Below are 12,602 nucleotides of genomic sequence, written 5' to 3' on the forward strand. Positions count from 1 at the left end.
GGCAGATTACTTGAATTGATTGGTCAGCTCAGCGGCAACTTCTTTCACTTTTGCCAAGTCGTCGTTTTCCAGTTTACCTGCTCTGAACGCATCCAGTACTGCTGGGTAGCGTCCTTCCAGGGTAGTCAGGAACAAATCTTCGAATTCACGAACTTTATTTACCGCAACGTCCTTCAACAAACCATTGGTACCCAGGTAAATGATGGCTACCTGCTTCTCTACCGATACTGGAGAGTACTGTGGTTGTTTGAGGATCTCCACGTTGCGCTTTCCTTTTTCCAATACCGCGAGGGTAGCTGGATCGAGGTCAGAACCGAATTTGGCAAAAGCTTCCAATTCGCGGTATTGCGCCTGGTCGAGTTTCAACGTACCAGATACTTTCTTCATCGACTTGATCTGCGCGTTACCCCCTACCCGGCTCACGGAGATACCTACGTTGATGGCTGGGCGGATACCCGCGTTGAACAAGTTGGATTCGAGGAAGATCTGACCGTCCGTAATCGAAATTACGTTGGTCGGGATGTATGCAGAAACGTCACCAGCTTGGGTTTCGATGATCGGCAGGGCCGTCAAAGAACCACCACCTTTTACGATGGGTTGGCCGTTGGCGTCTTTTCCGTTGCGCAGAGAGTCCGGCAAGTCGTTCATGTTGCGGGCAATCTCATCGTTGGCGATGATTTTGGCAGCACGCTCCAACAAACGGCTGTGCAGGTAAAATACGTCCCCAGGATAAGCTTCGCGACCTGGAGGACGACGCAGCAGCAGCGATACCTCGCGATAGGCTACAGCCTGCTTGGAAAGGTCATCGTAAATGATCAGTGCAGGACGACCTGTATCGCGGAAGAATTCCCCGATTGCGGCACCCGCAAATGGTGCGTAGAACTGCAATGGAGCAGGATCAGACGCAGAAGCAGATACGATTACGGTATAAGCCAGGGCACCCGCATCTTCCAGCGTTTTGGCCACGTTGGCTACGGTAGAGGCCTTTTGGCCAGAAGCTACATAGATACAGTATACAGGCTCACCCCGATCGTAAAATTCGCGTTGGTTGATGATGGTGTCGATCGCGATGGCGGTTTTACCCGTTTGGCGGTCACCAATGATCAATTCGCGCTGGCCACGACCGATTGGAATCATCGCGTCGATAGACTTGATACCCGTTTGCAGTGGTTCGGTTACAGGCTGACGGAAGATTACCCCAGGAGCTTTGCGTTCCAGTGGCATTTCGTACTTCACACCTGCGATTGGGCCACGACCGTCGATGGGCTGACCCAGTGGGTTTACTACCCGGCCGAGGTAACCATCGCCTACTTCAATCGAAGCAATGCGGCTGGTGCGTTTTACGCGGGAGCCTTCTTTGATGCCGTCACCAGCACCCATCAATACAACCCCTACGTTGTCTTCTTCCAGGTTCAAAACGATGGCTTGTACGCCTGATTCGAACTCTACCAATTCACCGGCCTGAGCACTATTCAGACCATAAACACGAGCAATACCGTCGCCTACCTGTAGTACGGTACCAAACTCCTCCAATTCGGAAGCAGATCCAAATCCAGAGATCTGCTGCTTGAGTATCTGAGAAATTTCTTCTGGTCTTACATCAACCATTGTTTATCGAATTTGCACCTGCCGGTGAGAGCAGATGAAGTTATTTAAAGATGAGAGAGGAAAGATGAGAGAGGAAAGATTGCTTGAAATTTGTGGCATCTTTCATCTCTCATCTTTCATCTCTAAAAATTTATCTTCCAATTGCAGATTCAAACAAGTTGCCTTTGAACTCTTTGCGCATTTGATCCAGTTCGTACTTCACACTTACGTCGTAAACGTGGCCTTCGAACTCGATGATGAAACCGCCAATCAGGCTTGGGTCAACTTTGGTTACCACCTCTACATTGGCGTAACCTATTGTAGCATCTTGTAATTTTGCCTTGATTTGGGCTTCCAGTGCAGGAGTGATTTCGCCAGCAGTGATGATCACGGCTTGAGAAATCTTATTCAGGGTCCGGTATTGGATGATGAACTCTTCCACAATTTCCGGCAAATAAGCCTCCCGTTTTTTGGACGCCAGCAAGTCAACGAACTTGAAGGTCAAGTCTTCAAATCTATCTTTGAGCAGTGCCTCCAAAGCCTTCTTCTTGCGCGAATACTGGATGACTGGGCTACGCAGGAAGGCATTAAAATCCTTGCTGCTGCGGATCATCCGACGCAAATGCTCTACATCCCCGTGAATTTTCTCCAGGTTATTTTGCTCTACAGCCAGATCGATGAGTGATTTGGCGTAGCGAGATGCAATTCTGTTAACGGACATAAAGAGGTGTGAGTGTGGTTGTGGGTGTGGGTGTGTCCTCGACATCTCCCACGAATGAATTCGTGGGCTGTAGCCTAGGGTTTCCCAAAGCCCTTACCTCTGTTAGTTAAATTTGATCTCTTCCACCAGTTTCTGCGCGAGCTCCATATTTTCGGTGTTGCTCTTGAGTTCCTTGCGGACCAGCTTTTCAGCAATGTCCAGGGCCATATTGCCCAGTTCATTTTTGATGCTGGTTTTAAGTTCAAGGCGCATGTGCTCTACGTCGGTTTTGGCCTCTGCAATCATGGCTTGCACCTTCACCTTAGCTTCTTCCTCGGCGCGTTTGATGGTCGCTTCACGAATTTCTTTTGCTTCTTTGATGATCGTTGCACGTTGTTCCTGCGCTTCTTTCAACAAAAGTTCATTCTGCGATTGCATTTTGCCAATTTCTTCCCGGGCACGTTTGGCTTCATCCAGTGCGTTTTGGATGTCTGAGTCGCGCTTTTTCAAGGACTCTTGAATCGGACGGAAAGCGGTACGACCCAAAACGACCCATACCAAAAGGAAAATGACCGTCGTCCAGAAAATCAAACCTGGATCCGGTTGCATGACTGAAAAGCCGCCTAAAAAAACAAACTGCGTCATGTTTTATACATTGTAGCGCCGAGTACATCGGCGAGTATATTAAAAATGATGACTTTCCAAAACACGTTTGCACAGGTTCCAACGGGAACATGTGCTACAATGAGGGTCGGGGCAGTAAAAAATAAGTATTCATTTTGCCAAAGAATTAGATAAGAAAACGCTTCATTTCAAGTGCCTTATCTAATTCTTTGGCTCAAAAAAAATGAATACTTATTTTTGCCCTCTGCTTAAGGTATGAAGACCGGCCAAAAGCCAACCGCTGTTGTCCGGTCTTCCTCTTTTTGTTGTAGCTTTTACTACGGGTAGGAATTAACCTGCCAACAGACCAACTACGATAGCAAACAGAGCAGCACCTTCTACCAAGGCAGCGGTCAAGATCATGTTTGCACGGATGTCGTTAACTGCTTCAGGCTGACGTGCGATAGCGTCCATTGCTTTGCTACCGATCAAACCTACACCGATACCAGCGCCAAGCGCTGCAATTCCAGCTCCAATTGCTCCCATTGTGAGATTTATTTAAAAGTTAAAAAGTTCTATTCAAAAACTTCAGGGTTCCTAAGTTCAAAATTAATCGACTCAAGATCCTTGAAACCTATTTTTAGTGTGCGTGATGCGCCTCATCGTGGTGATCGTGATGGCCATCTTCTACTGCTGCGCCAATGTAAGACGCTGTCAGCATTGAAAACACGAAGGCTTGCAGGAATGCCACCAACAATTCGATCAGGTTCATAAACGCGGTAAACGCGCCACCAACAATTGCGCCTACAACACCACCACCAAAGTTGGTGCCGTTGCCACCGAATACAAAGATCAACCCGATCAAACTCAGGATAATGATGTGACCAGCAGATATGTTGGCGAAAAGACGAATCATCAAGGAGAAAGGTTTGATAACCAAACCGAGTACTTCTACTGGCGTCAGGATCGTTTTGACCCAAGCTGGAATGCCAGGCATCCAGAAGATGTGCTGCCAGTAGTGGCGATTGCCATTGATATTGGTGATGATAAAGGCAAAAACGGCCAGTACAAATGTTACAGCCAGGTTACCTGTTACGTTGGCACCACCGGGAAAGAAAGGCATCAAGCCCAAGAGGTTACAAAACAAGATAAAGAAGAACAAAGTCAAAATGAAAGGCATAAAACGCTCGTAGTGTTTTAGCCCAATATTTGGTTTGGCAACTTCGTCGCGGATGAACACAAAGAAGGGTTCGAAGAAAGATTGAATGCCACTTGGTGCTTTGCCTTCGTTTTTGCGGTAGCCATTGCGTACCGAGGTAAAAATGAGGATCAGCAGCAAGGCTGCCAACATCATCGTGAACACGTTCTTGGTGATGGAAAAGTCATAAAAGGAAGTGATGCCACCGCCCATCATGCCACCGTCCAGGGTGCTGGGTTTTTCCAGCTTGTATTCTTTGCCCTCGTAATGAGCATAAAAAACTTCAACTTCTTTTTCTTTGCCCTTTACGAGTTGCATTTCTTCTTTGCCGTGTACGCCTTCGATGTGTACTTCACCCATCGGGAAGGAAGGATCAGCAATGCGGTTTACCCGGCCATGGTTGATCACGTAGCGATCGATGGCTTTATGTCCGTGTTCAAATTTGCCAGAAGAGAGGATGGTCCATTTTTTGGTAGGCTCGCCCGGAGCATACAGGAAACAGGGGAGGGGAATGTGTACTCCTTTCCAAACATGGAATTCATTGGCATCAGAAATGTGGTTCATCACGGTACCAACTGGGTCGTACTTACCCGGGGTCTCTTCTTCGTTCGCCCAGGCAAGATTCATGCCCAAAATACTGATAAACAACGTCAAAGCTATTCTGATGATCGGCTTATTGCTCACTTTCACCTTCGTTTGTCTTTAAGAGTGAATTATGCTTTCGCTTAAATCGGTGCAAAGGTAGTATCTCTATCTCGCTTAAAGAAGCGAAAATTATCTTTTTTTACAATTAAGAAACATAAAGGAAGACTGAGGGACAAACACTTAGACCATTTCCCATCTTTTTCACATACAGAAAGTGGTAGTGGTCAGATGACGTGGAATGGCATTTGGTGTGATTTTAGCTTGACAAAATTAAATTTTTGCCAGGGGCAGGAGGGTTTCACTTCGTCTAATGTGTAAATTGTCGCCTTAAAATACGACCTGCATCAATGGCAAATCTCAATTTAGATAGCATCAAAAAACGCAGTTTCGATGCCATCGTCATCGGCACTGGCATCAGCGGTGGCTGGGCTGCCAAGGAATTGACCGAAAAAGGACTCAAAACACTGGTTCTTGAGCGGGGCCGCGATGTTCAACACATCGTGGATTACCCTACCGCCAATAAAATGCCCTGGGAACTCGAACACCTGGGTACCGTGCCCAGTGCCATTGCTGCGGAGTACCAAAAATCCAGAACTAGTAGCCACTATATCTTTTCTGAAGCTACCACCCATTTTTTGGTAAAGGATAGCGAGCAGGAGTACATCCAGGACAAACCCTTTGGCTGGATTCGGGCTTATCAGGTGGGAGGGCGTTCCTTGCTGTGGGCCCGCCAAACCCAGCGCTGGAGCGACTTTGACTTTGAAGGCCCAGCGCGCGATGGTTACGCTGTGGATTGGCCGATCCGGTACAAAGACATTGCGCCCTGGTACAGCCACGTGGAAAAATTTGCGGGCATCAGCGGCAACCGCGATGGGGTGCCCAGTTTGCCGGATGGAGAGTTTTTGCCCCCACATGAACTTTCTTGTGTGGAAAAATATTTTAGTCAGCAGGTTGCTCAAAAATTCCCCGATCGCCACGTCATTATTGGCCGTTGTGCCAATTTGACCCAGGTCAATGAGATTCACCGCCAGCAAGGCCGCGGCAAATGTGCCAACCGCACCCTCTGCGAACGCGGTTGCCCGCTGGGTGGCTATTTCAGCACCAACTCCTCCACCCTGCCCTGGGCGGCCAAAACGGGCAAGATGACCCTGCGCCCACATTCCCTGGTGCACTCCATTATTTATGATGAGAAAAAACAAAAGGCTGTAGGGGTAAGGGTTATCGATACCCAAACCCTCGAAACGCTGGAGTTTTACGCCAAAATTATTTTCCTGAACGCGAGTGCCATGAACAGCAATCTGGTGCTGCTGAACTCCACCTCCTCCCGTTTCCCCAATGGCCTGGGCAACGACAGTGGGGTATTGGGCAAATTCATTGGTTTTCACAATTACCGGGGCCGCATCTCCGCCCAGTACGATGGCTTTTTGGATAGCACCACCGAGGGCAATCGTCCCAATGGGGCCTACGTTCCGCGTTTCCGCAATCTGTACAAACAAGAAACGGACTTCCTGCGCGGCTATGCTGCACAAATGGGCTCTTCGCGCGATATCCTGCGGGATGGCTTGGGTGCGGAACTGAAGGACAATCTGCTTAAAAAACTGGGCCCCTGGACCATCAATGCCGGTATGGTAGGCGAGGTGATTCCCCGGGAAACGAACTTTGTCCGGCTCGACCCGGAGCTGAAAGACAAATACGGCCTTCCTCAAATGCGCTTTTCGGTAGACTTCAGCGACAATGAGTTAAAAATGATCAAGGATTTCTACAACACCTTTGGGGAAATGCTCGACGCTGCGGGTTTTAAAAACATCCAAAAAATTGATACCCAACGGGTACCCGGCCACGCCAACCACGAAATGGGCGGGGCGCGCATGGGTAAAGACCCGAAGACTTCCATGTTGAACGCCTACAATCAGTTGCATGCTTGCAAAAATGTGTTGGTTACGGATGGGGCTTGTATGACTTCGACGTCGACGCAGAATCCGTCGTTGACGTATATGGCGTTGACGGCGAGGGCGGTCAACCATGCCGTGGAAGAACTGAAAAAACGAAATTTATAAGTTTATCGATAAGTATATTTCCGCTTGATCAGCCGGGTAGGCTTACCACTGGCATTCAGTATAAAGGCCTGCGTCCAGTTGCCGTGTTCATCGTACTCATCTGTCCTTCTGAAGGTTTCGCCATTGGCAACAGGGAACTGAGCGTTGAACATTTTGGTGTATTCCAGTTCCCCTTTATCGTTGTAGGTGCTCTGGTCATCCCGAATGACTTTTCCCTCTTTGTTGGTCCATAGGGTTCGGAGGAGTTGCCGGCCCTCATAGGTGTATTCTTCGGTGCGGTAGAGCTCCCCGCTGGCGGTGTACAACACCACTTTGGTCCATTGCCCATAGGCATTTTGCCCTTCGATTTTAACCTTTCGATGCAGGTCTTCGGCTTCATTGTACATCAGGCCATCGACATAATTTCCATTCGCATCCAGGTTGAACATTTCCCGATAAGTTACCTGGTGGTTTTTGTTGTAGAATACCTGTTCTTTGAGCAAGCCATTGTCGTGATAACTGCACACGACGTAATCGTTCAAAATCCCAAGCAGGGTCAAAGTTTCCCGTTTCTGCATATTGCCCTGGTCGTTGTACTCCATGCGGAATACACAGCAGGAATCGGGCAGCCATTCGTTTTTAAGGGGGTCAAAAGAATACCGGTTTTGCTCGATGATTTGGATCTGCCCTTGCAGGTTTTCGGCTTTTAGTCCGCTGTAGGTTTTTGTCCATTTTTTTCGCAAAGCTGCTAGTAACGCTTCTTTTATGTCACCTGTCGTTTTGTATCGATCGATAGCCAGGGTGTAGGTCAGATAGTCACCTTCAATGGTGCTTAGAGCCTCAGGATTATTCAGACTGGCCTTATCAATTTTGACCGTGTAATAGGCATAAGCATCTTGCTGTGCAAACAAAATAGAACCTGCAAAGAGGTAAAATAGGAGTAGAGCAGCGTATCTCATTCTTTTGGGTTTTATGCATTGATTAGCAAGTAAAATTAATGCATAAAACCCCTAAAATAATCCCCCTAAATGTGGGGTTTTTAGCGCGTCAACAAAGGGATTGTAGTTATGCCATCATCAAGGGAATAATCGTTTTTGACCCAAAATGTACACAAGCCAAAATCAGTACAATCGGTACAATTTTTTTCATTGACAAATCCTCAAAAAGAAACTGGAGTGCAACGACCATCACTGCGAAATAGGCAAACTCCATCAAACTCACCGACAACAAAATGGAATCCATGGTATTGCTAGCAAACGGGTCATCCATGCTGGTTTCAGCCTTCAAATAAAAAGCACGGTCGAATGCGCCTAGTTCACCGGACTGGAAATCCGCATTAAACAAAGTGAAGTACAAACTGGAAATGATGCCTGGAATAAAAAATACACAATAACTGATCAGAATGGCTTTGAGCAATTTTTTGCTTTCCAGGTTTTGCCACAAGTATGAAATCCCTTTGAGCAATAAAAAATTGAAAAATAAAAACAAGAACATAAGAATAACTCCCAGCAGGTAATTGAACACCAAAAAGGACTGAAAAGTCATTGGATGTTCTCGCCCCGCACGTTCCAATGCAGGTATTCTAAGCCCAAAATGGTAGTAGTACCTGGTCAAAAAAAGCAAGACAGGCAAAATGAGCAACCAATACCTGTTTTTGAGGTTCGTGAGCGCTTCCATGGCTATTGATTTTTTTTGAATTGTTGTTCCAAGGATTCTTCAAAAGTCAAATCGCGAATTACCTTGTTTTCCAATGGTGTGGCCAGTAGTACGTTGTAATTTCGCCAAAAGCGCTCGTTGTATTGTTTGCGGAGGTCATTCGTATCTTCTTGCCGGCTCAGGGTTTGGCGGGGTTTTACTTTTTCCATTTCCTTTTTGTCGGGTTGAACTTCATTGACCATCAAACTGCAAAAATTATAACTGAAGGTGGTTTTTCCTTCCTCAACTTTGCTTTTACGCAAACTGCCCATGGTCATCCATTCGATGTGCGATAGGTAATATTTGCCTCCTATTTTTTGATAGGTCACATTCAATTTATTGGCAAATTTTCCTTCATGGTGAATATCTTCTATAAGCTCCTTCATATCCTTAAGAGAAGCTTTTCTCAGTTCAGAAACCCTACTGGTGTCAATTTTCTGATAGGATAAAATTTCCTGGTAGTCAACAGCATCATAGAAATCGATGTGATGAATACCATAATCTTCGCTGTTGATGTAAAGCGCACCATAATGACCTGGAAAACGGAATTTGATGTGGTAAACCCATTCGCCATCATAAGAAGTCATATCTACCAAACGAACAGAAGACCTGGGACTTTTGAGTATTTCGCCCAGCCAATAGCGGCGGGAATTATGGACATAACCATCCTCATTGACAGTCCGCTCATTGTGTTTATGTATCCTCACGGGATCTTGTGTCAAAATGAGATAAAGGTTATTTTTTTTGCCAAACATGAGGCCCAAGGCACGCTGCCCCAAGCTCTGCTTTGCCAGGTCGTTGCTTTTGCGGTATTCATTGAGCCGGATGCGCATGCGATCAGGGTTGGCATCAATCCCCCAATCCTGAATGTCCACCATACCCTCCATGAGGCGGGTATAGCCGTAATCATCCCGGCTTTGTGCTTTTTCCCGGTAAAAGGCATTGAGCTGGTGCATTTTGCTGGGGTAGTTTTTCTTCAAACGTTTGAGGGCCTCCCGTAAAATGGCACGTCCTGAGTCGGAATGGGGTTTGACCATCGCTTCGGCCAGTTCCAGCACTTCAGGTTTCAGGTAAATGCGCAGGGTATCTTCCTGCTGCACTTTTGACAGGGCAATGGTGTAGGTTTTAAAACCCAGGCAACTCACCTTGAGGCTGTCTTTGGCATAGGCAGCAGGATAATTAAGGGTAAAAGCCCCTACTTCGTTGCTGACTACGCCCATACCTCGGGCGGGAATCCCCACATGCGCATAAGCAATGGGGCGATGATCCTTTGCAGTGGTCACCACCCCTGTGAGTTGATGGTATTGGGCATTCATGACTGATATGCCGCATAAAAGTATGCAAGCCAAAAAAAGTATTGTGTTGCGCATGTTTATAGGTGTTTTGGATAGCTTAATTCTAGCTCACTGATTTTTTTTGAATTGTTGTTCCAATGATTCTTCAAAAGTCAAATCTCGAATTACCTTGTTTTCCAGAGGTGTAGCCAGCAGCACATTGTAATTTCTCCAAAAGCGTTCGTTGTATTCTTTGCGGATGTCATCGGTATCTCCTTTTCTATTGAGCGTTTGGCGGGGTTTTACTTTTTCCATTTCCTTTTTGTCCGTTTGAACTTCATTGACCATCAAACTGCAAAAATTGTAACTCCCCGTAGTTTTGCCTTCATGGACTTTGCTTTTGCGGAAATCGCCCATGGTCATCCATTCGATGTAGGACAAATAATATTTTCCAGCATTTTTTTGATAATCTACTCTGATTTTGTCAATGTGTTTACCATCAACTGTTATCTTTTGGACAACAGTTTGGTACAGCTTTTCATCAATCGCCCCGCCATCTTCGCGAAGACCTATGGTTGTATAGTAATCAATGTGGAGTATACCATAATCCCGACTATTGATGTACAAGTCTCCGTACTGCGATGGAAACCTGAATTTTATATGGTAAACCTGCTCCCCATCATAGGTAGTACTATTTAATAGGCGAACAGAGGATTTAGGGTTTTTAAGAATCTCTCCTAACCAATAGCGTCGAGAGTTGACATAAAACTTTGTGCTACCAAATTTTTCAGCGCGTCGCTCATTGTGATACTGTATTCTGACTGGATCGCGTGTTAAAATATCATACAAAAAATTGTCTCTGTTAAACATCATGCCCCAAGCGCGTTGCCCCAAGGTTTGCTTGGCCAGATTATTGCTTTTGCGGTATTCGTTGACGCGGATACGGATACTTTTAGGGTCTGAGTCAATGCCCCCGTCCTGGATGTCCACCATGCCCTCCATCAGGCGGGTGTAGCTGTGGTTATCTTGGCTTTGCACCTTTTCCCGGTAAAAAGCATTGAGCTGGTGCATTTTGGTGGGGTAATTTTTCTTCAGGCGTTTGAGCGCTTCGCGCACAATCATCCGCCCAGAGTCGGAATGGGGTTTGACCATCGCTTCAGCCAGTTCCAACACTTCGGGTTTGAGGCGAATGATTAACGTATCTTCCAGTCGCAGTTTGGCTAGCGCTACGGTGTAGGTTTTAAAACCCAGGCAACTCACCTTGAGGCTGTCTTTGGCATAGGCAGCGGGATAATTCAGGGTAAAAGCCCCCACTTCGTTGCTGACTACCCCCATGCCTCGAGCGGGAATGCCCACATGCGCATATGCAACGGGTATAGACCCCTTGACAGTAAGCACTATTCCATTCAGTTGATAATGCTGCTGAGCCATGGCCAGCGAAAAAATGCCTTGCAAAATGAAGACGCCTAAAAACAGCTTGTGTTTCATATGCTAACTATTGATGGCTCAAGCTTTTCTCTCTTATCTCTTTATATTAACAAAGGTATTTCAAATATTTATTTTATACAACATTATTTTGTCGAATTTTCGTAATGTATTTACTATAATTTTCAATTTTATTTTTGCTTAACTTTAATCCATTATCTGGATTCCTTTTGATTTTTGTAAAAAGTTGTACTTTTTGGTCTTTATACATGGCCGTCCCAACTTTTCCCAGCTCACTTGCATCCGTTTATCAAGTTTTTTCTCCAAATTTGCACTCCAAATTAATTCATCCGGCTGATGCACCACGTGGACATAGAAGCACTAAACCAACAAATCTACATCGACAGCGCCTTTGTAGAAAAACTACACGCCGAAACGGCCAAAGTGATCGTTGGGCAAGAAAAAATGATTGAACGCCTCATGTTGGGTCTGCTCAGCAGGGGACATGTGTTGTTGGAGGGTCTGCCCGGCCTGGCCAAAACGCTGGCCATCAAAACCCTCTCTCAGGCCATTGACGCCAATTTCAGTCGCATCCAGTTTACGCCTGACCTCTTGCCTGCCGACATCATCGGTACCATGATCTACAACCCGGCGCAAAACGAATTCACCGTGCGCAAAGGGCCCATTTTTGCCAACTTCATCCTGGCCGACGAGATCAACCGCGCCCCGGCCAAGGTACAAAGTGCCTTGCTGGAAGCCATGCAAGAGCGCCAGGTCACCATCGGCACGGATACCTTCAAGTTGCAGGAGCCTTTCCTCGTCTTGGCTACCCAAAACCCCATTGAGCAGGAAGGAACCTACCCCTTGCCCGAAGCACAAGTCGACCGCTTCATGCTCAAAGTCAAAATTGGCTATCCCAGCAAAGAAGAAGAGCGAGAGATCATGCGCCGCAACCTCAACGACGAGAGTTTTGGTCAGGAAATCAAACCCGTAGTGCATCCCGACGACATCCTGCGCGCCCGCAACTCGGTACGCAAGGTGTACATGGACGAAAAAATTGAGCGCTACATCCTCGATATCGTGTTTGCTACCCGCAACCCAGCTGATTATGGCTTGAAAAATTTGCAACCCCTCATCAGCTACGGCGCATCACCCCGGGCAAGCATCAACCTGGCCCTGGCTGCCAAAGCCTACGCTTTCCTCAAACGCCGGGGCTACGTCATTCCCGAAGATGTGCGCAACATTTGTATGGATGTACTGCGCCACCGCATGGGCCTGACCTACGAAGCTGAAGCAGAGAATACCACGCAGGAAGACATCGTCAATCGGATTTTGAATACCGTAGAAGTACCGTAAAAGTTGAGGAGTTGAGGAGTTGAGAAGTTTAGGCTACCGCAGCGACTTACTCAACTCCTCAACTCCTCAACTCCTCAACTTTC

The 12,602-nt window shown here is 46.8% G+C and carries 11 protein-coding genes; 2 read left to right on the plus strand and 9 right to left on the minus strand.

Annotated features, from left to right (window positions below; all coding sequences use genetic code 11):
* Positions 1-6: 6 nt before the first annotated feature.
* The 5 genes from atpA to atpB all read right to left on the minus strand — a co-directional run bounded on the left by atpA (position 7) and on the right by atpB (position 4,772).
* The gene (gene atpA / locus ACO08K_RS14905) at positions 7-1,608 is read right to left on the minus strand and encodes a F0F1 ATP synthase subunit alpha (protein WP_421797202.1); all 1,602 of its coding nucleotides are present in this window, start codon (positions 1,606-1,608) and stop codon (positions 7-9) included.
* Positions 1,609-1,738: 130 nt separating this feature from the next.
* Positions 1,739-2,308 (minus strand): ATP synthase F1 subunit delta, encoded by a 570-nt coding sequence (atpH, locus tag ACO08K_RS14910; RefSeq protein WP_421797203.1) that lies wholly within the window; start codon positions 2,306-2,308, stop codon positions 1,739-1,741.
* 102 nt (positions 2,309-2,410) lie between these two features.
* Positions 2,411-2,932 (minus strand): F0F1 ATP synthase subunit B, encoded by a 522-nt coding sequence (locus tag ACO08K_RS14915; RefSeq protein ID WP_421797204.1) that lies wholly within the window; start codon positions 2,930-2,932, stop codon positions 2,411-2,413.
* A 309-nt stretch (positions 2,933-3,241) separates the two neighbouring features.
* Complete coding sequence (atpE, locus tag ACO08K_RS14920) at positions 3,242-3,436, minus strand: ATP synthase F0 subunit C (protein WP_013765656.1); 195 nt, start codon at positions 3,434-3,436, stop codon at positions 3,242-3,244.
* A gap of 94 nt (positions 3,437-3,530) precedes the next feature.
* Positions 3,531-4,772, minus strand: coding sequence for a F0F1 ATP synthase subunit A (atpB, locus tag ACO08K_RS14925; RefSeq protein WP_421797205.1), 1,242 nt, complete (start codon positions 4,770-4,772; stop codon positions 3,531-3,533).
* A gap of 308 nt (positions 4,773-5,080) precedes the next feature.
* Here atpB and ACO08K_RS14930 point away from each other — a divergent pair, with 308 nt between their 5' ends.
* Entirely contained in the window at positions 5,081-6,790 is a 1,710-nt protein-coding gene (locus ACO08K_RS14930) for a GMC oxidoreductase (RefSeq protein WP_421797206.1), read from the plus strand.
* A gap of 2 nt (positions 6,791-6,792) precedes the next feature.
* On the opposite strand, the gene ACO08K_RS14935 is transcribed toward ACO08K_RS14930, so the two are convergent.
* The 4 genes from ACO08K_RS14935 to ACO08K_RS14950 form a co-directional block, all read right to left on the minus strand.
* Positions 6,793-7,728 carry a hypothetical protein gene (locus ACO08K_RS14935; protein ID WP_421797207.1) on the minus strand — a complete coding sequence of 312 codons (936 nt, stop codon included), beginning with the start codon at positions 7,726-7,728 and terminating at the stop codon, positions 6,793-6,795.
* A 106-nt stretch (positions 7,729-7,834) separates the two neighbouring features.
* The gene (locus ACO08K_RS14940; RefSeq protein ID WP_421797208.1) at positions 7,835-8,446 is read right to left on the minus strand and encodes a hypothetical protein; all 612 of its coding nucleotides are present in this window, start codon (positions 8,444-8,446) and stop codon (positions 7,835-7,837) included.
* Between the two features lie 2 nt (positions 8,447-8,448).
* Entirely contained in the window at positions 8,449-9,834 is a 1,386-nt protein-coding gene (locus ACO08K_RS14945; RefSeq protein WP_421797209.1) for a carboxypeptidase-like regulatory domain-containing protein, read from the minus strand.
* A 33-nt stretch (positions 9,835-9,867) separates the two neighbouring features.
* Entirely contained in the window at positions 9,868-11,226 is a 1,359-nt protein-coding gene (locus ACO08K_RS14950; RefSeq protein ID WP_421797210.1) for a carboxypeptidase-like regulatory domain-containing protein, read from the minus strand.
* A gap of 294 nt (positions 11,227-11,520) precedes the next feature.
* Between ACO08K_RS14950 and ACO08K_RS14955 the strand changes: the two genes are divergently transcribed.
* Positions 11,521-12,519 (plus strand): AAA family ATPase, encoded by a 999-nt coding sequence (locus tag ACO08K_RS14955; protein WP_421797211.1) that lies wholly within the window; start codon positions 11,521-11,523, stop codon positions 12,517-12,519.
* The last annotated feature ends 83 nt before the right edge of the window (positions 12,520-12,602 follow it).

It is taken from the genome of Haliscomenobacter sp., from assembly GCF_965225875.1.
Classification (GTDB): Bacteria; Bacteroidota; Bacteroidia; order Chitinophagales; family Saprospiraceae; genus Haliscomenobacter.